Origin of the sequence: Archangium lipolyticum, from assembly GCF_024623785.1 — a bacterium.
Taxonomy (GTDB): Bacteria; Myxococcota; Myxococcia; order Myxococcales; family Myxococcaceae; genus Archangium; species Archangium lipolyticum.
Window position 1 is genome coordinate 134,906 of sequence record NZ_JANKBZ010000024.1, and the last position, 18,477, is coordinate 153,382.

Genomic DNA, 18,477 nt, shown 5'->3' on the forward strand with positions numbered 1-18,477 from the left:
GGGCTCAGGGCTGGAACTCGTTGGGCGTCCCGAGGCGCTCGCCGGGGTTGTCGATGTCCCCCTCGCCCAGGTCGCGCCGCACGCCCATGTCGCGGTGCTCTGGCAGACCGCTCTGCTCGCCGGACTGCTCGCTCGCGCCCTCGCGCTGCCCGCCCTGGGTCTGCTCCGAGCCCTGCCCCACCTTCTTGCTCTCGGATTCCTTCCGTGGATCCGCCATGGCTGACTCCTTCCTGCCGGGGCTCCTGTGTTGGAGCCGGGTCATCACAGGCAAAGGTCGGCTCCAGGGGAGGGATGGACAACCCGGGCGCCCCACCGCTCCCCCACCCGCCCGCTCCTCGCGCGTCCCGCGTCGTGGGGGGATGGCCCGCGCGGCGCGGAGGGTTGGAACAAGTCTGGCCCTCGTGATGGCCAGCAGGGAACGAGCATGAGCGCCAAGCTGAAACGACAGATCGAACAGGCCGCCGAGTGGCTCGCGGCCAGCCAGCACGCGGTGGCCTTCACCGGCGCGGGCATCAGCACCGACTCGGGCCTGCCCGACTTCCGCGGTCCCGACGGCGTCTGGACGCGCCGCGACGCCGGCCTGCCTCCGCCCAGATGGGGCAAGCCCGCCTCGCAGATCCGCCCCAACGTCGCGCACCACTCGCTCGTCGAGCTGGAGCGGATGGGAAAGATCCACTTCCTCATCTCGCAGAACGTGGACAACCTGCACCTGGAGTCCGGCTTCCCGGCGGACAAGCTCGCGGAGCTGCACGGCAACGGCAAGCTGATGCGCTGCCTGGGCTGCGACAGCCGCTTCAGCCTCGGCCAGGTGGGCTGGGACCGGCGGGTCTGGGGCGAGGGCTACCGCACGCAGCCTCCCATGAAGGGCCAGCCGCGCTGCCCCATGTGCAAGGGCCGCATCATCTCCTCGGTGGTGAACTTCGGGGACCCCCTGCCCGCGAAGGAGATCGAAAGGTCCTTCGCGGAGTCCGAGCAGTCCGACGTGTTCTTCGCGATCGGCTCGTCGCTGGTGGTGTCGCCGGCCAACGAGATGCCGCGCGTCGCGCTGGAGATGGGCGCCCGGCTCATCCTCCTCAACCGGGGCGAGACGCCCTTCGACGAGCTGGCCCACCTGCGCATCGAAGCGGGCATCGGCGAGGTGCTGCCCCCGGTCGTCGAGCGGGTGAAGCAACTGCTGGGCGAGGACACCCAGGCCTCCGGGAACGGCCGCCACTGAGGCGCCGGGCCGAGGCGGTCTGGCCCCGGCCCGGAGAAGCGCCCCGCTAGCGGCAGATGCCCCAGAGCATCTGCACACCGGTCCCGGTGAGGACGGCCACGTCCTTGAAACCGTCCTTGTCGAAGTCCGATGCGGTGAGCCCCTGGAGCCAACCGCCCTGCGGCTGCGGGTACAGACTTACCGGCGGCCACGCCAGGGAGCCGTCCGAGCGGCCCAGGTACAGACCCAACCTGTTGTCCCCGCCAAAGGCCACCAGCACGTCCTGAACGCCATCGCGGTTGATGTCCGCGAGGGTCATCCAGTTCGCCCCGTTTCCTACAGCAGGGCCGGGCCGCGTTTTGTTGTGGAAGGTGCCATCTCCCCTGCCGAGAAGCGCGCTCACCTCGCCGCCGAAGCCCCCTTCGGTGGTGACCACCAGGTCCGGGATGAGGTCGAGGTTGAGGTCCGTCACCTCGAGAGCGTGTGCAGGATAGTCTCCAACGGGGACGAAGAGCTGGTCCTGGAAGGTGCCATCGCCCTTGTTCAACAGCACGCCCACGGACTTGCAGACGTTCTCCGACCCGCAGTTGGCCGAGTGGGTGACGGCGATGTCCAGCTTGCCATCCCGGTTGAAGTCCGCGACCGCCGCCGACTTCGGACCCGTGGGCGCCGCGTATTCGGCTTTCGCCCCGAGTGTGGCGTCGCCATTCACCCCGTACACGGAGACCTTGTCGTAGGCGTTGTGGACGAGGGCGATGCCCTGGCCTGTCGCGGAGAAGGGTCCCACCACCATGTCGGTGATGTCCTGCCTGGCCGGGAAGGAGCCCATCCGCTGGAAGCCGCCCGCCCCATCGCCCCTGTACACCCAGAGGGAGGAGTCGCCATTGTTGGCGACGGCGAGGTCCAGCCGCTGATCCGCGTCGAGATCCGCGAGCGCCAGGGCCGAGGGAGTCTTGCCGGTCGTCATCACCGTGGGCGTCTGGAAGAAGCCATTCTGACGGTTGAGCAGGAGGGACACCGAGTCCGTCGTCCCGCTCGAGGTGACGAGGTCATCGTAGCCATCGCGGTTGATGTCACCGGGCGCGATGTTCTTCGGCCCGCTGCTGCTGGACAGGCGGTACGTCACCGGAGCCAGGAAGCCGCAGTTGCCCGCGCAGATGATGCCTCCATCCGAGCAGGCCCCCGCGCACGAGGTGGAACCCGCCTCACACGTGGGCTTGCCGTCGAGGAGTCCCCCATCGCTGAGCACCACGCCCCCATCCTTGAGCGGAGTGCCCCCATCCTTCTGATCGGCCTTCCCCGGCGGAAGGGGGTTGGAGGGGCCCACGTAGTCGTCGGGGAGCCTTCCGCCTTCCTCCTCGCAGCCACTGGCCAGCACGAGCACGGCGCTCAGCGCACAGAGAAGGCGAATGGAGGATCTGGCGGATGACCCTCGGGGAACAGCGGTTCTTACAGGGGACATGGTGCTTGCACCTCCGAGAGAAGGGAGGCGCGCAGTGTACCCACCGCACCGGGAGCTACGAGCCGTTTCCACTCCGCTCGCGCTCGCGGCGGTGGATGGTGGAGACGTCGATGCCGAGGATTTCCGCTGCCTTCGTCTTGTTGCCACCGCATTGCGCCACCACGTAGGCGATGTACTCCCCTTCGAGCTGCCGCAACGGCACGAGCCGGGCCTGGGCCCGTGACAGCGGATGGGTATCCGCCGTCACACCGGGCGCGTGGAGTTGGAGCGTGGGCAGGTCCACCAGCTCCTGCACCGTCACCACGGCGAGGCGCTCGACGAGGTTCTCCAGCTCGCGGACGTTGCCGGGCCACGGCGCGGTGGCGAGCGCGGCGAGGGCCTCGGGGGTGAAGCCGGTGAGGCGCGCGCGGGGGTTGCGCTTGCGCGACTGGGCGACGAAGTGCTCCACCAGGAGGGGGATGTCCTCGCGGCGCTCGCGCAGGGACGGCACGTGCAGCGGCACCACGTTGAGCCGGTAGAAGAGATCCTGCCGGAAGCGGCCCTCGCGCACGCGCGCCTCGAGCTCCTGGTGCGTGGCCGCCACCACGCGCACGTCCACCTTGCGCGAGGCATCCGCGCCCACCGCGCGCACCTCGCCATCCTCCAGAACGCGCAGGAGCTTGGCCTGGAGCTCGGGCGCCATGTCGCCAATCTCGTCGAGGAAGAGCGTGCCGCCGTCCGCCTCCAGGAAGAGGCCGCGCCGGGGCGTGGTGGCGCCGGTGAAGCTGCCCTTCACGTGGCCGAAGAGCTCGCTCTCCAGCAGCGCGTTGGGGATGGCCGTGCAGTTCACCGCCACGAAGGGGCCGGCCTTGCGAGGGCCCTCGAAGTGCAGCGCCCTGGCCACCAGCTCCTTGCCCGAGCCGCTCTCGCCGCGCACCAGCACCGGCGCGGGCGAGTGCGCCACGCGCTCGACGAGCTCGTACAACGTGCGCATGGGAGCGCTGCGGCCCACCAGGGCCGCGTAGGCCGAGCGGTCTCCCACGGCCTGGCGCAGCGCCCGGTTCTCCTCGCGCAGCCGCCGCTCGGCGATGGCGCGCTGCACGTACAGCAGCACCTCGTCCAACCGGAAGGGCTTGGTGAAGTAGTGCGTGGCCCCGCGCCGCATGGCCTCCACGGCGTTCTCCACCCCGCCGAAGGCCGTCATGATGAGCACCGGCAGCAGGGGGTCCACCTTGCGCACCGCGGCCAGCACGTCGAAGCCGTCCACCTGCTCCATGCGCAGGTCGCACACCACGGCGTCCAGGACGCGCCCGCTCACCACGGAGAGGGCCTCCTGGCCGCTGGTGGCCACGTCCACCGTGTAGCCCGCGTCCGTGAGGTGGTCGGCCAGCAGCCGCGCCATCTCCACGTGGTCATCCACCACCAGCACTCGTCCCTCAGACGGCATGTCGCTCCTCGCTCGGCGCGGGCGTGGCGGGCCACCACAGCGTCACGCACGTGCCCTGGCCGGGCTCGCTCTCCAGCTCGATGCGGCCCCCGTGGTTGCGGACGATCTGAGCCACCATCGTCAGCCCCAGCCCCGTGCCCTGGCCGCGCTTCTTCGTGGTGAAGAACGGGTCGAAGACGCGGTTGAGGCTCTCCGGAGGAATGCCGCACCCGTCGTCCCGCACCGTCACCCGCACTCCGCTCCAGACCCCCGCCTCTCCCGGCGCCTCCAGGTGGGCGGCGATGCGCACCGTGCCCCCGGGCTCGCACGCATCGCACGCGTTGAGGGCCAGGTTGAGCACCACCTGCTGCAGCTGGTCCGGGTCCGCCGACAGGGCGGGCAGGCCCTCGGGCACCTCCACCTCCACCTTCACCTTGCGCCGCTCGGCCTCGCCGTGCAGCAGCTCCTGCGCGCCCCGCAATAGCGGCCCGAGCGCCACGCCCTTCACCGCCACCGGCTGCACCCGCGAGAAGTCCAGCAGCTGGCGGATGGTGCGGCTCACCCTGTCTATCTGCTCGATGATGACCTGCATGCCCGCGGCCTGCGGGTGCTGCGCGCCCAGCTTGCCCTGCACGTACTCGGCGCGGCCGCGCACCACGCCCAGCGGCGTGCCAATCTCGTGGGCAATCCCGGCGGCGAGGATGCCCACCGTGGCCAGCTTCTCCGCGCGCAGCAGCTGCGACTCGAGCGCGTGGAGGTTGCTCAGGTCCTCCACCACGAGCAGCACGCGCACCTCGGGGTCGTGCCGCTCCAGGGGCACGGCGTGGATGCGGTACTGGCCCGCCTCGCCGAAGAGGGGAAGCGGCTCGCCGTGGAGGCTGAGGACGCGCTCGGCGGAGCACGCGCCCTCCACCAGCGCGGCGAGCCGATCCACCATGGCGGCGGGTGCGTTGGGGAAGGCCTCGGGGAGCGAGGCGCCCACGGCGGTGGGAGGCAGCCGCTCGCGCAGGGCCTGGTTGACGGCGGTGATGCGCCCGGTGTCGGACAGGGCGAGGACGCCGGTGGGGATGTTGTCGAGAATCTTCTGCGTCTTCTCGTGCAGGTGGGCGAGCCGGTCCGCGTGACGGCGGCTCTCCTGGAGGGCGACGGCGCGGCGCGAGGCGATGATGACGTAGGCGCCGAAGACGACGAGGAAGAAGGCCACCAGCGAGGCACCGAGCGCCACCCGGAGGATGACGCCGCGCTCGTGGGCGCGCAGCTCGGCGGTGGTGGTGAGCGTGGCCACGGCCCAGTGGGCGCCGCCGCGCATGCGGATGGGGACGTAGGCCGCGATGGCATCCGCCGCGCCCAGACCCAGCAGGGCCGCTTCGCCCTCGGGGATGCGGATGGTGCCGCGCTCACCCGCCTCCATGTGCCGCACGAGCGACGCGAAGGCGGGGATGCTGCCCGCCTCCGTCGCCAGCCGCTTGTGCCACTCGGTGAGGTTGGCATCACTCACCGAGGTGGGCACGCCGCGCGCGCCGATGAGCAGCAGCCGCGCCTCGGGCTCCGTGGCGATGAGCCGCAGGGGAGCGAAGAAGGGCTCGGTGTCCACCAGCACGGCGACGACGCCGCCGGGCCCGTCCTCGGAGGGCGCGTAGGCGGTGGCGAAGACGCGGAACCAACCTCCGGGCGCGGCGGCCACGGGGGGCGAGGTGTAGATGTCCCCGGGCGTCCGGGTGAGGGCCTCGCGGGCCGTCTCCGTGAGGACGGTGCCCACGGCCCCTCGCGTGACGGCCGGGCCGGCGCGCCGGTCCATGATGGCGAAGCGCTGCGCTCCCGTGGAGTCGAGCACGATGATGGCCTTGTACTGCCCCACCACTTCCAGGAGGGCGAGCAGCTCACGGCGGTGCTCGGTGACGGAGCCAGGCCGGGAGAGGAGCTCGCCGGCGAAGCGGAGGTCATCGGCCGCGTCGTCGAGCGCATCGGCCACCTCGCGTGCGGCGGCCTCCACCTGGGCCTTGCGGTCCGCGGCGAACTGGTCCACCAGGGCCGCGCGGTCTCGGCGGATGAGGTAGACGACGCCCACCACCACGCTCGCGAGCGCGATGCACAACAGGAGCACGGAGGCGACGGCCTGGCGGTTCATGGGGGTCCGGCGGGACAGTGTAGCCCGTGCCCTCGAACCCGGTTGGGCGGGTTTCACCTTCCCATACTCCCCGGTCGTCCGGGGGGCAGGCGCGCGTTGCCGAGCAACTGGTCTGACTGTCCGACCACCCCCCTGAGGACTACGTCGCCACGGGATGGCAGGACACCCCAAGGGGCAGACCCAGCGAGGAGAGGGCCACCAGTTCCTCGGGGCTGAGCTCGAAGTTGCACTGCTTCTCGTAGGCCACGACCAGGTAGAGCGACATCTCGTTGGCGCCCACCGCGCGAAACTCCGGGAGCCGCTCCTTCAACGTCCGCAGCGGCTCTAGGGCGGAGACACCCGGCTCCAGGTCGTCGTCGAGCAGCACCAGCATCGCGCTCCCGTACGGCAGGGGCTTGCCCTCGTACCGTCCCGAAGGCGCCACCTCGCCGGGCTCGTTCTTGTCCAGCAGGACGAGCCCCGTGCGTGCCTCGGCGAGCGACGGGGAGAAGTCATCCCCCTGGAGGAGGCAGTACAGGAACCGTCGGGTCGAGAGCCGCTGGCTCATGGGAAGCATCTCACCCCACGTCCACCACGAGCGCCAGCGGCGTGCCCCTCCGCACGAGGAGGAGCGGAACGACCTCCGTCACCGGAAGGCTCGGAGCCGCCGCCAGCAGCTCCCACGAGTCCCGCCGCATGACGGGGTACACCTGGGGAGGCACGGGGAGGACCTGACGCGGAGAGGCGTGTCCTCGCGAGGCACGGGCACGAGGAGCACCCGAGCGCGCCGGGCGCCGCCGGCGAGGAGGCCTGGAGGCCCGCTCCACGGCCGCCGCGCACTCGGGGCCGAGCAGCGCGTCCAGGGAGAGGCACAGCACCTGGCTGAGCTGCCGCAGGGTGGGGAGCCCGGGAGACAGGGTGCCACGCTCGAGCCGGCCATAGGTGGAGGAGCCCAGGCCGAGCCGCCGAGCCATCTCCTCCTGGGTGAGCGCCGCGCTCTCGCGGGCGGTGCGAAGGGTCTCCCGGATGGCCCGGGCCAACCGTGCGCGGACCTTGGGAGGAAGGTGACTTGGCATGGTGGTCCCAACCCTAGCGACCCTGGACGTCAAGTCAACCCACATCCTATTTTACCGGTCACTTTTTCGACGCCCGCCGTTGTAAGTAGGGTCTACGCCTCCAGCGCCAGGCAGGCGTTCGTGTAGAGCATCGTGTAGTGCGCGTGCAGACGCCCCCGGTCATACGCGGAGCGCTCATCCCCGGAGCCGCGCAGGTGCTTGATCTCCTCCAGCGCGCAGTCCCGGATCTTCCCCAGCGCGCGCTCCAGACTGTCCTTGGAGACATTCCTCAGCACGCGCTGATCGATCTCCAGGGCGATCAACCGGCCGCCCTTGTCCCGATCGATGACTCGCACCCCGTCATTGCTGTGGAAGAGCGCCTGTGCGGAGAGCCCGTCGAGCAGGAGGAACCCCGTCGGATTCGGGAGCTCCCCGATGGGCGGGTGGCTGTCCTCCATGAGCAACAGGAGGCCGTCCTCGGACAGGATGTCCGCCAGCTTGTGGAACAGGCGCCGCCATTCCTGGATGGGAATCTCGTGGAGGACGTTGCACATCAGCACGACGTCCATCTTCTGGCTCGGCCCCACCTGGATGGCCTCGAAGCGCTCGAAGTAGTGACTCGTCTCCGTCCCCGGATGGAGCCTGGAGAGCGCCGCGCGGCAGGCCCGCTCATCCTCGGGCGCGCAGTAATGCTGGTCGTTGAAGACGAAGTACTCGATGGGCCGCTCCGTGCTCCCGCTCTGGCGGAAGGCCTCCGCGAGCTCCAGGGCCAGCCGCCCCTTGCCAGCGCCATGGTCGAGCACCCTCAGCGACCTGCCAGCCGCCTTGCGGGACTTCATCAACCGCAGGAACTGCTTCTGCTGGGGATCTCCCTCCCGCGCCTCCGCGACCCCCGGCGGCAACAAGCACTGCGCGGCGAAGGAGTAGAAGAGCCTCTGCTCCGTTTCGCCAATGAAGGTGTACAGCCGCTCACGCCCCTGCTTCCCCCCGAGGAGCCGGTCGATGAGCGCATCGAGCTTCCTGCCCGCGTACTCGATGCGTCCCTCGTCGACGAAGTAGATGGAATCCAGGCCGCAATGGGCGAGCAGCGGCACGGAGTGGGTGGCCAGGAAGATCTGCCCGTGCTCACCCAGGACGTCCCTGCGCAGGGACTCGATGGCCCGGATGCACACATCCGGGTGCAGGTGGTTCTCCGGCTCGTCGATGAGCAGGATGGAGCCTTCCAGCCACTGATGCTGCCGGTGGAGGAGGATCGCCCAGGTGATCAGGACCATCTCCCCATCCGACAGCTCCCCGGGGTCGAAGCGGCGCCCACGGACCTCGGCGAACACCCGGGACGTGGAGCTCAACCCGGGCTGGATCTCGATGCCGAGAAGGCTCTTCAGGAGGCGATTGAACGCCAGGGCATCCTGCCTCTGCGCCTCCACTTCGGGAGTGCCCTTCAAGGAAGGGTGATCGGCGTTGTAGAGCGCTCGCGCGACCTCGTCGAAGTAGGCGTGCATGCTCTCGGAAGCGGTCTGGATGCCCCCCTTCTTGTTGGCTTCCACGACCCTGTCCACGACACCTGGCGACATCTGGTCCGGATGCCCCGGTGAGCTCAGCGAATAGCGGAGCCACACCACTTGAGAAGGATCCTGGGTGAAGCGGAGGTGGTTGAACTCCTGCTTCTGCCGCCACAGCGTCGTGGTGGCTTTCTCCACGTGAGAACTGTCGGCGCTCGCCTTGTTCTCCGGGACCCTCCACCAGTCCTCGAGCTGCTCCTTGGTCTCCAGCTCCAGGACCTCGTCCAGACGCGGAAACACCCATCTCAATGTCGCCCGCCCCTTGACGGCGGTCAGGTAGCGCTCGACCTCCTGCTCCAGGAGCTTCAAGTACCGCGTCTTGCCAGCCCCGTTCGGCCCAGCCAGGACGACGAGTTGGGACAGACCCCGAAGGGGCTCATTCGGCGGTCGGAGCCCCAGGGAGCTCGCGCGGCCGGCGGGGATGAGGATCTGGTTGATCACCCCGCCATTACTGGCGTCTCACACCTGGGCGTCAACCCCGTCCCGGACGACGGGGGGGCCGGCTCCGGCTCACCCCGCGCGCTTGCCCGCCAGGGAGGGCCGTCCCTCCGCCTCGGCCTTGCGGTCCGCCAGCAGCGCCGCCAGGGCGTCGTCGCGCGTCTTGTAGACGTTCACCGCCGCGCCGTTGATGGTGCCGCTGGTGCTGACGAACATCTTCGTCATCTCGTCGCCGCCATAGCGGAAGGAGCGCAGGGTGTAGCGCGCCAGCACCTCCGAGCGCTCGCGCCCGAAGACCCGGCCCGCCGTGTACTTCACCACCAACCCGTCCAGGTTGATGAGCAGGTCCACCTTGGACGGATAGCGCGACAGGTAACTCTCCACCTCGGTGCGCCAGCGCGCCACGTCCAGCGCGTTGTTGAGGATGCAGTCCTCGAAGGTCGCCGTGACGACGTCGTTCCGCTCGTCGTAGTCGAAGGACATCTTCCAAGCCATGGTGATGCCTCCGTACTACCGCCCCAGGCCAGCCAGGAAGGACGTGAGAAGTGCGGCCGTCTCCACGGGCCGTTCCACCGCCGGGTAGTGCCCCGGGCCCGGCAGGTACGCCAGGCGCGCGCCCTTGATGGGGTTGGCCACCTTCTCACGCAGGAAGGCCGGCGGCAGGAACGGGTCATCCGTGGCCACCACCAGCGTGGGCGCGGTGATGGAGGCCAGCTTCGCCTCGAAGCCACCGCCCGTCCACGCGTCGAAGCTGCCCTCGATGGAGCCCTTCGCCACCGCGCCCGCGTCCTTCAGCAGCCGCTCCAGCGCCGCCTCCGGGAGCTGCTTGCACGCCAGCCCGAGGATGGTCTTCTGCTTCTCCCGGTCATTCGCCGAGGTGCGGAACAATCCCACCGCCTCCGGCGGCAACTGCATGCCCGAGGCCGGCACCGTGCACAGCAGCACCAGGCCCTCCACGCGCGAGGGCTCCTGGGAGGCGATCCACTGGGCGAGCTGCCCGCCCATGCTGTGGCCCACCACGGTGAAGCGCTTGAGCCCCGCGTCGTCGGCCACGGCCAGCACGTCGCGCACGTGCTGCTCGAGCGTATAGCCTCCAGCGGGCGCCCCGGACTTCCCCGAGCCGCGCAGGTCCGGAATCACCAGCCGCAGGCCCGTGGTGTCCAGCTTCCCCACCATGTCATCGAACACCACGCCCGACATCATCCACCCGTGCACGAGCAACACGTTGCGTGGACCATCTCCGATGACGCGGTAGTGGATGGGCGTCTGATCGCTGGAAGCAACAGTCGGCATGTGAAGGTCTCCTCAAGGGGGCATTCCGCGTGGGGGAGTCGCGGCGAGGAACAGCGGAAGAGGGGATCCTAAACGAAGTACCCCTCTGCGCTGTAGTGCGTCATCGGAAGAAACTGTCGCTCCGGACACAGGGAGCCCCCTCGACACGATGCGGCACGAACGAGCCGTGTGATGGCGGGGAGAGCCGGATTGACTGTCGGGTCAAAGAGGTGCTGGAAGGAAAGACAGACGGGCAGGCGCGGGCCCGCCGTGTCGACCGTCCCCTGACCTACCGCGCTGGGAGTCCCTCCATGAAGCGTCCAACCGGAAGCCGCCACCCGTGGCGTTCCCTGCTCGCGGCGAGCCTGCTCGCCACTCCGATCCTCTCCTGCGGCCCGGCCCAGGAGGCCGAGGTCCTTCCCCTCGAGGGCGGTCAGGAGGAGGTGGGTGATACGCAGCAGGGCGCCATCTCCTGGACGCTCGGTGCCCAGTACGACGCGACGAAGAGCAACATCACCTTCAACGTCTACTCCTCGCGCGCCACCCGCATCGAGGTCTACATCTACAGCACGGCCTATGGCGCTCAGGAGAAGGTGAAGTACGTCCTGACGAAGAACGCGACCACCAACGTGTGGACGAAGACGGTGCCCGTCTCCACGCTCCAGACGACCTACGGCATCACCGGCACGGTGTACTACGGCTACCGCGCCTGGGGTCCCAACTGGACGTACAACAGCAGCTGGACCAAGGGCTCCGACCTGGGCTTCGTCGCCGACGTCGACGCGCAGGGCAACCGCTTCAACCCGAACAAGCTGCTGATCGACCCCTACGCGCTGGAGATCAGCCACGACCCGACCAACGCCAGCAACACGGACGGCACCATCTACGCCTCCGGCCCTACCTACCGGAAGGTGGACAGCGGAGCCAAGGCGCCCAAGGGCATCGTCCTGGCGCCGGATACCACCAGCTACGGCACCAAGCCCACGCGCGCCCTCAAGGATGACGTCATCTACGAGGTGCACGTGCGCGGCCTCACCAAGGGCGACTCGAGCATCGCCGCCGCCTACCAGGGCACCTACAAGGGCGCGGGCCTGAAGGCCGCGTCGCTGGCGGCCCTGGGCGTCACCGCGGTGGAGTTCCTCCCGGTGCAGGAAACGGACAACGACGACAACGACGTCGTCGCCAACACCACCCAGGACGACAACTACTGGGGGTACATGACCCTCAACTTCTTCTCGCCGGACCGCCGCTACTCCTCCGACAAGTCGCCGGGCGGCCCCACGCGCGAGTTCAAGGAGATGGTCAAGGCCTTCCACGACAACGGCATCAAGGTCTTCATCGACGTGGTCTACAACCACACCGGTGAGGGCGGCGCGTGGAGCTCCACGGACAAGAACACGTACAACGTCTTCACCTTCCGTGGCCTGGACAACCCCACGTACTACAGCCTGACCAGCGACATGCAGAACAGCTGGGACAACACGGGCGTGGGCGGCAACTTCAACACCTTCAACCCCACGGCGCAGAACGTCATCCTCCACTCGCTGAAGTACTGGAAGGACGAGCTGGGGGTGGACGGGTTCCGCTTCGACCTGGCCTCGGTGCTGGGCAACACGTGCCAGCACGGCTGCTTCAACTACGACAAGACGAACCCCGGGACGGCGCTCAACGCGGTCTGGAACAACCTGTCGCCGCGTCCGGCCACTGGCGGCACCGGCGCGGACCTCATCGCCGAGCCGTGGGCCATTGGTGGCAACAGCTACCAGGTGGGCAACTTCCCCAGCGGCTGGTCCGAGTGGAACGGGTACTACCGCGACACCTTCCGCAGGGACCAGAACGAGATGGGCGTGTCGGCGGTGACGCCGGGTACCCTGGCCACGCGCTTCGCGGGCTCCTCGGACCTGTACGGGGATGATGGCCGCAAGCCGTTCAACTCCATCAACTTCATGGTGGCCCACGACGGCTTCACCCTGAAGGACCTCTACAGCTGCAACAGCAAGAACAACCTCCAGCCGTGGCCGTACGGCCCGTCGGATGGTGGCGAGGACCACAACGTCAGCTGGGACCAGGGAGGATTGGCCGCGGACCAGCGCAGGGCGGCGCGCAACGGCTTCGCCTTCCTGATGCTGAGCGCCGGCACGCCGATGTTCAACGGCGGCGACGAGTTCCTCCGCACCCAGTACTGCAACAACAACGCGTACAACCTGGACTCGAGCGCCAACTGGCTCAACTACGCGCTGACCACGGACCAGACGAACTTCAAGACGTTCGCCCAGCGGCTCATCGCCTTCCGCAAGGCGCATCCGGCGCTGCGTCCGGCCAACTTCTTCAGCGGCGTGGACAACAACGGCAACGTGATGGAGCAGATGCGCTGGTTCCAGCCGAGCGGCGCCGTGGCCGACACCGCGTACATGGGCAACAGCGAGAACCACGCGCTCGCCTTCCGCATCGACGGCACCGAGCTCGGTGACTCGGCCGCTGCCATCTACGTGGCATACAACGGCTGGAGCGGCGCGGTGGACTTCAAGCTGCCCTGGCCCTTCACCGGCAAGCAGTGGTACCGCGTGACGGACACCTGCAACTGGGCCGAGGGCGCCAACCAGGTGGCCACCCCCGGCACCGAGGTGCTCATCGGCGGCGAGAACACCAACTACACCGTGTGCGGCCGCGGCCTCATCGTGCTGATCGCGAAGTAGCGCACCGAGACACGGAGCCGTTCATCGCGGGGCGCGGTGCCAGTGAGGGCCGCGCCCCGTGGTGTTTCATCACCGCCCCGAGGGAGCGGGGACGGCCACCTGGGAGGCAGGGGCCTCCTCGTCCCCGTCGTCCTCGCCCGCGGCCTCCGCCGTGGCATCCGGGGACACCGCGGCTTCGGTGACCACGGTGGGCAGCGGGGCGCTCGCGGAGCGCAGGAGCGCGAGGGCCGGCTGCTCGCGGCGCAGCGCCACGTACCCCTTCACCGCCACCTTGAGGCCCACATCCCGCTTCGCCCGCTCGGACAGGAACCACTTGTGCTCCAGCACCTGGCAGTAGATTTCAGCCTCGTCGATCGCCGGCCCGAGCTCCCGCTCCAGCTGGCTCATCGTCGGCCGGAAGCGGTCATCCATCCAGCGGAACGCCGCCACGCTCAGCGGCACGCTCCGGTTCAGCTCGCGCGTCAGCGTGGCCTTCACCTCGCGAATCTCGTTGAGGATGAGCGCCGCCTGCCGCTCCTCGGCCACCAGGCCCGTCAGGTTGTGCAGCTGGTGCCGGTGGTACTCGCGGTCCGTCACGATGGTCCGCATCCGCAGCTGGCTCCCGTCGCCGCTGGCCACCAGGTCCACCTCGCTCACCGAGAAGCCCAGCTCGTTGAGCGCGCGGATGCGCTCGTGGATGCGGTAGCTCTCGCTCGGCGCGATGGAGATCTCCTTGTGCGTCTCCGCCCAGAGCCGCTCGTAGCGCTGGCGGATGCTGCGGGCCGTCTCGTACACGTCGAGCGTCCGGGGCAGCTCCACCATCGCCGCCAGGTCCGCGAGCCCCCCGGTGACGTTCTCCTCCATGATCATCAGGTCCAGGTTGCGCTGGCCGTCCGAGAGCTTCGCGTGCAGCTCCGAGGTCTCCGCGTCCACCGCGTAGGCCTGGAGCTCGCCCGCGTCGCGGCGGAAGAGCACGTTGGACAGGGAGCAGTCACCCCAATAGAAGCCGCCCAGGTGCAGGCGCACCAGCAGGCTGGCCATCGCGTCCAGCAACCGCTCGCGGTAGCGCTCCAGGCCCTTGTTCATGAAGAGCACGCGGTAGGGCAGCGACGAGGGCAGGTACTGGGTGAGCAGCACGCCCGTCTCTTCCTTGGGCTCGCCCGGCATGCGCATCCGCGCGAACCCCACCGCCGTCACCGCCGGCAGCCGCCGGTCCTCCAGCCCTCGCAGCACGTCGTACTCACGCTGCCCCACGGGCACGGGCAGCTCCTTGAGCGCGTAGATGTCCGTGCCGTAGCTGACGAAGACGACGGTGTGCCGGGAGAGGCCGCGGGGGACCTCCACCAGGCGCGAGCACACCTTGGGGTTCCAATCCCCCAGTGGCAGGTGCCACGGCAGGTCCAGGAAGTCCGGGTGGCCCTGGCGGAGGTGCAGCGCGGTGAGCCCATGAGACGAGGTCATGGACCGCCATCCTACTCCGTGTGGACCCTTCCGATTGAACACGTGCACTCCCCGGACACATCATTAGAATCCGCGTCCCATGGAAAACATTCAGGGATGGACGGCCCTCGTCACCGGGGCCGGTTCGGGCATTGGCGAGGCGTGTGCGCTCGCGCTCTCCCAGGCGGGAGCGAAGCTGGTGCTGGCGGGGCGCCGGGGCGAGCGGCTCGAGAAGCTGGCGGCGAAGCTCCAGACGCCCGCCCACCCGCTGGTGCTGGACGTGCGCTCGCGCAAGGACGTCGAGTCCTCGCTCGCCGCCCTGCCCGCCGGGTTCGGCGAGGTGGACATCCTCGTCAACAACGCGGGCCTGGCCCTGGGGCAGGACCCCGCCCATCAGATGTCGCTGGATGACTGGGAAGCGATGGTGGACACCAACTGCAAGGGCCTGCTCTACGTGACGCACACGCTGCTGCCCGGGATGGTGAAGCGCAACCGCGGGCACATCGTGAACCTCGGCTCCGTGGCCGCCACCTACCCCTACCCCGGCGGCAACGTCTACGGCGCGACCAAGGCCTTCGTGCACCAGTTCTCGCAGAACCTGAAGGCCGACCTCGCGGGCACGCGCGTGCGCGTCACCGACGTGCAGCCCGGCATGGTGGAGACCGACTTCTCCCTCGTCCGCTTCAGGGGAGACGAGGAGCGGGCGCGCAAGGTCTACCAGGGCATGGAGGCGCTCACGTCGGAGGACATCGCGGACATCGTCGCGTGGTGTGTCACCCGCCCCGCCCGCGTGAACATCAACGTCGTCGAGGTCATGCCCGCCGACCAGGGCTTCGGCCCCTTCAACATCAAGCGGCGCTAGAGCGTGGAGCGCCATCCTCCCCAGGGTCAGCGGACGGTCCACTGCGAGGATGCACTCGCGTGGCTGGAGGCGCGGGGCGTGCTCGAGGGGTGCTCGCTCATCACCTCGATGCCGGACATGTCCGAGTTCCCCTCGCTCACCCTGGCCGGGTGGAAGGAGTGGTTCGTCCGCACCGCCTCGCTCGTCCTCTCGCGCTGCCCCGACGACGGCGTCACCATCTTCTACCAGACCGACGTCAAGAAGGACGGGACGTGGGTCGACAAGGGTTACCTCGTCCAGAAGGCCGCGGAGCAGTCCGGCCACTCGCTGCTGTGGCACAAGGTGGTGTGCCGCGCGCCGCCGGGCAACATCACCTTCGGGCGGCCCGCGTACTCGCACATGCTGTGCTTCTCGCGAGGCCTGCGCCTGGACCTCTCGAAGTCCACGGCCGATGTGCTCCCCCAGGCCGGCGAGGTGACGTGGACCCGGGGCATGGGCGTGCAGGCGTGTCTCGTCGCCTGCCGCTTCGTGCTGGAGAACACGTCCACCCGCACCATCGTGGACCCGTTCTGCGGCCACGGCTCCGTGCTCGCCGTCGCCAACTCGCTGGGACTGGATGCCGTGGGCGTCGAGCTCAGCCGCAAGCGGGCGAAGAAGGCCCGGGCGCTCAGGTTTCCGTTCGGCGACGAAGGCCCCTCGGACGAGGAGGGCCCGGACGCGGAGTCTTGAGGGGGCCGCTCAAATCAACGGCCCTTCCACGACCCCCTCCAGCCGCGGCCGTTCCTCCATGCCGAGGAACTCGTACAGCGCCGTCATCACCGCGTGCGGCTGGTCCCACATGACGTAGTGCCTCGCGTTCGCCACCCGGACCAGCCTCGCGCCCGGTATCTCCCACGCCAGCCGCTCGCCCCACTTCACCGGCTGATAGACGTCGTCCACGCCCCAGATCACCCGCGTGGGCACCGCCATGTGACCCAGCCTCGGCACCAGTTCCATCGTCAGGTTCGTGTTCAGCGCCGCCGCGTCGCGCACCAGGGAGACCTTCCCCACCTCCGTCTCGTACGGTGCCAGCAGCCCCTCCAGCACGCCCTGCGGCGGGACCGTCGCGAACCCCGTCCGCTTCAGCGCCATCCTCAACACCCGCTGCACCGCGCGCGCTGACAGCCGCCTCGCCACGCTCGGGTGCCCCAGCTGCATCATCCACTCGGTGGGCCACGAGTCGAAGCAGATGCTGTTCATCAGGCAGAGCCTCGACACCCGCCGGGGGAACCGGACCGCCAGGTGCTGCGCCACGCCTCCGCCGATGTCGTGCCCCACGAGGATGGCGTCCGTCACCCCCAGCCGGTCCATCCACGCATCCAGCGCCTCCGCCTGCCGCGCGATGGAGCGATCGAAGTCGTCCCGCCGGTCCGAGAACCCGTACCCCAGCAGGTCCGGAATCAGCACCCGGTGCGTCATCGACAGCGCCGGCAGCAACCCGCTCCACAGGAAGCCCCACGTGGGAATCCCGTGCAGCAGCACCAGCGGCGCGCCCCGCCCCTCGTCCACGTAGCTGATGAAGCGCGAGCCCAGCTCCACCACCCGCTGTCTCGCCTGGTATTCGCGCCAGTTCATCGCAGCTCCCCCGCCACCACGAAGTCCGGCACCAGCCGCGCCTCGGCCGGGAAGGGCAGCCGCCGCTCCACGTCCCTCACGTCACACACCAGCGTCGCCATCGCGAGCACCAGCACGGGCAGCCTCCACTCGAACTGGGCCGTCATCCGATGGATGACCTCCGCGTCCTCGTGCAGCACCTCCAGGCGCTCCCTGGACAGCGCCACCTCGTACGGCAGGCTCCGCGCCAGCCGCCGCGACAGGGCCAGCAGCGCGTCACTGGCGCGGGCCCACTCCTCGCCCTTCATCCTCGGCTTCAGCCGCGCCCATGCCGCCTCCAGATACTCCGGCCACAGCCCCAGCCCCCGGAAATCCCCCGGCAGCGAGGGCGGCCCCACCGTCTCCTGGATGTCCTTGAAGAGGCCGCGCAGCCGCGCGTCTTCCACCGGCTCCGGCACCCACTCCATCGCCATCATCCGCGCCGGAGCGCCCCGCTCGATGCGCTCCGCGCTCCCCAGCGGCTGCAACGTGCCCACGGGCTCGTCCCGCAGCGCCAGCTGCACCGCCGAGGTGAACACCAACATCTTCGGATCGAGGTAGTGGTACAGCTCCAGCGCCCCGCGCAGGTGGTAGCGCTGGCTCTCGCCCAGCGTCACCGCGTCCCAGGCGCCCAGCGGACCCTGGCGCTCCGCCGCGTCCACCGCCCACGCGCGCACCTCGTCCGCCGCCGACTCGAAGGCCCGCGTCTCCGCGTTCGGCCCCATCGCCTCCCACATGCCGACCAGGAAGCGTTCGAAGCGCGCCCACGTGCGCACCGTCACGTCCAACCCCGTCACCCGCAGCGTCCGCCGCATCTCGTGCAGCACCCGCTCCACGTCCCCGTGGGCCTCGCGCTCGCTCACCTGCTTCGGTCCGGCCATGGACGCACCTCCTCCGGTCGGAAGATGGGGCGCGCATCCATGGGAGGCAGCGGCGGGCGGAGGGAGGACCGGTGCCCCGGCCCTCCCCTGGAAGCACGTCCTGCCGGGCTACTTCGAGCGCTTCGGAGGAACGTTGGCGGACAGCGCCGGGAACACCTTGCGCCACTCCGGGACCTCGTCCTCGGCGGGCGCGCTGCTCGGCGCGGTCCGGGTGTTCTTGGCCGGCGGGGGCGTGGCCGCGGCGGGACGCGCCGCCTCCTGGGCCCTCACCGCCGGAAAGGAACCGGAAGTGGCCTTGCCACGCTTCCGTCCCCCACCCACCCCGAGCAGGGGTCCGATCGCATCGGCGATCCGGCTCAGCTCCTCCATGCTCTGCCGCACTTCCTTGAGACGAGCGACGCCCACCTTCAGCCTTCGATCGAGCTCAACGGGCAATGCCGGTCCCTCCACGTTCTTCATGACACAATCCTTCTCTCGAGAGCGCTGTCCACCCCTCCCGCCGCCAAAGACAT

At 69.4% G+C, this 18,477-nt stretch carries 17 protein-coding genes; 4 read left to right on the forward strand and 13 right to left on the reverse strand.

All coding sequences use genetic code 11. From position 1 onward, the window contains the following. Positions 1-4: 4 nt before the first annotated feature. Positions 5-217, reverse strand: a complete 213-nt coding sequence (locus tag NR810_RS36825) for a hypothetical protein (RefSeq protein WP_257459424.1) — start codon at positions 215-217, stop codon at positions 5-7. 207 nt (positions 218-424) lie between these two features. On the opposite strand from NR810_RS36825, the gene NR810_RS36830 reads away from it, so the two are divergent. Then, positions 425-1,216: an SIR2 family NAD-dependent protein deacylase gene (locus tag NR810_RS36830; protein WP_257459425.1), complete on the forward strand. Its 792-nt coding sequence runs from the start codon at positions 425-427 to the stop codon at positions 1,214-1,216. A 46-nt stretch (positions 1,217-1,262) separates the two neighbouring features. On the opposite strand, the gene NR810_RS36835 is transcribed toward NR810_RS36830, so the two are convergent. The 8 genes from NR810_RS36835 to NR810_RS36870 form a co-directional block, all read right to left on the reverse strand. Further along, on the reverse strand, positions 1,263-2,579 hold the full coding sequence (locus tag NR810_RS36835) for an FG-GAP repeat domain-containing protein (protein WP_257459426.1): 1,317 nt from the start codon (positions 2,577-2,579) through the stop codon (positions 1,263-1,265). Between the two features lie 133 nt (positions 2,580-2,712). Further along, positions 2,713-4,083, reverse strand: a complete 1,371-nt coding sequence (locus NR810_RS36840) for a sigma-54-dependent transcriptional regulator (protein ID WP_257459427.1) — start codon at positions 4,081-4,083, stop codon at positions 2,713-2,715. Next, the gene (locus NR810_RS36845; RefSeq protein ID WP_257459428.1) at positions 4,073-6,190 is read right to left on the reverse strand and encodes a two-component system sensor histidine kinase NtrB; all 2,118 of its coding nucleotides are present in this window, start codon (positions 6,188-6,190) and stop codon (positions 4,073-4,075) included. Before NR810_RS36845 ends, NR810_RS36840 begins: the two co-directional genes overlap by 11 nt. Before the next feature lie 139 nt (positions 6,191-6,329). Then, positions 6,330-6,737 (reverse strand): hypothetical protein, encoded by a 408-nt coding sequence (locus NR810_RS36850; protein WP_257459430.1) that lies wholly within the window; start codon positions 6,735-6,737, stop codon positions 6,330-6,332. A 10-nt stretch (positions 6,738-6,747) separates the two neighbouring features. Next, positions 6,748-7,245, reverse strand: coding sequence for a helix-turn-helix domain-containing protein (locus tag NR810_RS36855; protein ID WP_257459432.1), 498 nt, complete (start codon positions 7,243-7,245; stop codon positions 6,748-6,750). A gap of 92 nt (positions 7,246-7,337) precedes the next feature. After that, a complete protein-coding gene (locus NR810_RS36860; RefSeq protein ID WP_257459433.1) occupies positions 7,338-9,227 on the reverse strand; it encodes an AAA family ATPase in 1,890 nt (629 codons plus the stop codon). Positions 9,228-9,296: 69 nt separating this feature from the next. Further along, positions 9,297-9,719: a hypothetical protein gene (locus NR810_RS36865; RefSeq protein ID WP_257459435.1), complete on the reverse strand. Its 423-nt coding sequence runs from the start codon at positions 9,717-9,719 to the stop codon at positions 9,297-9,299. Between the two features lie 15 nt (positions 9,720-9,734). Continuing rightward, on the reverse strand, positions 9,735-10,517 hold the full coding sequence (locus NR810_RS36870) for an alpha/beta fold hydrolase (protein WP_257459437.1): 783 nt from the start codon (positions 10,515-10,517) through the stop codon (positions 9,735-9,737). Between the two features lie 290 nt (positions 10,518-10,807). Here NR810_RS36870 and NR810_RS36875 point away from each other — a divergent pair, with 290 nt between their 5' ends. Further along, on the forward strand, positions 10,808-13,192 hold the full coding sequence (locus tag NR810_RS36875; RefSeq protein WP_257459438.1) for a glycogen debranching protein: 2,385 nt from the start codon (positions 10,808-10,810) through the stop codon (positions 13,190-13,192). Between the two features lie 69 nt (positions 13,193-13,261). Here NR810_RS36875 and NR810_RS36880 read toward each other — a convergent pair whose 3' ends face one another. Continuing rightward, positions 13,262-14,632 carry a DUF4032 domain-containing protein gene (locus NR810_RS36880; RefSeq protein WP_257459439.1) on the reverse strand — a complete coding sequence of 457 codons (1,371 nt, stop codon included), beginning with the start codon at positions 14,630-14,632 and terminating at the stop codon, positions 13,262-13,264. Between the two features lie 79 nt (positions 14,633-14,711). Between NR810_RS36880 and NR810_RS36885 the strand changes: the two genes are divergently transcribed. Next, a complete protein-coding gene (locus NR810_RS36885) occupies positions 14,712-15,473 on the forward strand; it encodes an SDR family oxidoreductase (protein ID WP_257459440.1) in 762 nt (253 codons plus the stop codon). A 3-nt stretch (positions 15,474-15,476) separates the two neighbouring features. After that, entirely contained in the window at positions 15,477-16,181 is a 705-nt protein-coding gene (locus tag NR810_RS36890; protein WP_257459443.1) for a site-specific DNA-methyltransferase, read from the forward strand. Between the two features lie 9 nt (positions 16,182-16,190). On the opposite strand, the gene NR810_RS36895 is transcribed toward NR810_RS36890, so the two are convergent. From NR810_RS36895 to NR810_RS36905, 3 genes are all read right to left on the reverse strand, one after another. After that, positions 16,191-17,066, reverse strand: a complete 876-nt coding sequence (locus tag NR810_RS36895; protein WP_257459444.1) for an alpha/beta fold hydrolase — start codon at positions 17,064-17,066, stop codon at positions 16,191-16,193. Further along, complete coding sequence (locus NR810_RS36900) at positions 17,063-17,965, reverse strand: halocarboxylic acid dehydrogenase DehI family protein (RefSeq protein ID WP_257459445.1); 903 nt, start codon at positions 17,963-17,965, stop codon at positions 17,063-17,065. The genes NR810_RS36895 and NR810_RS36900 overlap by 4 nt, the downstream gene beginning before the upstream one ends. 108 nt (positions 17,966-18,073) lie before the next feature. Then, positions 18,074-18,424 carry a hypothetical protein gene (locus NR810_RS36905; protein ID WP_257459447.1) on the reverse strand — a complete coding sequence of 117 codons (351 nt, stop codon included), beginning with the start codon at positions 18,422-18,424 and terminating at the stop codon, positions 18,074-18,076. Positions 18,425-18,477: the final 53 nt, after the last annotated feature.

Coding starts and splice junctions, on each gene's coding strand:
- NR810_RS36825 (WP_257459424.1), bottom strand. CDS start 217: ATGGCGGATCCACGGAAGGAATCCGAGAGCAAGAAGGTGGGGCAGGGC.
- NR810_RS36830 (WP_257459425.1), top strand. CDS start 425: ATGAGCGCCAAGCTGAAACGACAGATCGAACAGGCCGCCGAGTGGCTC.
- NR810_RS36840 (WP_257459427.1), bottom strand. CDS start 4,083: ATGCCGTCTGAGGGACGAGTGCTGGTGGTGGATGACCACGTGGAGATG.
- NR810_RS36845 (WP_257459428.1), bottom strand. CDS start 6,190: ATGAACCGCCAGGCCGTCGCCTCCGTGCTCCTGTTGTGCATCGCGCTC.
- NR810_RS36850 (WP_257459430.1), bottom strand. CDS start 6,737: ATGAGCCAGCGGCTCTCGACCCGACGGTTCCTGTACTGCCTCCTCCAG.
- NR810_RS36855 (WP_257459432.1), bottom strand. CDS start 7,245: ATGCCAAGTCACCTTCCTCCCAAGGTCCGCGCACGGTTGGCCCGGGCC.
- NR810_RS36865 (WP_257459435.1), bottom strand. CDS start 9,719: ATGGCTTGGAAGATGTCCTTCGACTACGACGAGCGGAACGACGTCGTC.
- NR810_RS36870 (WP_257459437.1), bottom strand. CDS start 10,517: ATGCCGACTGTTGCTTCCAGCGATCAGACGCCCATCCACTACCGCGTC.
- NR810_RS36875 (WP_257459438.1), top strand. CDS start 10,808: ATGAAGCGTCCAACCGGAAGCCGCCACCCGTGGCGTTCCCTGCTCGCG.
- NR810_RS36880 (WP_257459439.1), bottom strand. CDS start 14,632: ATGACCTCGTCTCATGGGCTCACCGCGCTGCACCTCCGCCAGGGCCAC.
- NR810_RS36885 (WP_257459440.1), top strand. CDS start 14,712: ATGGAAAACATTCAGGGATGGACGGCCCTCGTCACCGGGGCCGGTTCG.
- NR810_RS36895 (WP_257459444.1), bottom strand. CDS start 17,066: ATGAACTGGCGCGAATACCAGGCGAGACAGCGGGTGGTGGAGCTGGGC.
- NR810_RS36900 (WP_257459445.1), bottom strand. CDS start 17,965: ATGGCCGGACCGAAGCAGGTGAGCGAGCGCGAGGCCCACGGGGACGTG.
- NR810_RS36905 (WP_257459447.1), bottom strand. CDS start 18,424: ATGAAGAACGTGGAGGGACCGGCATTGCCCGTTGAGCTCGATCGAAGG.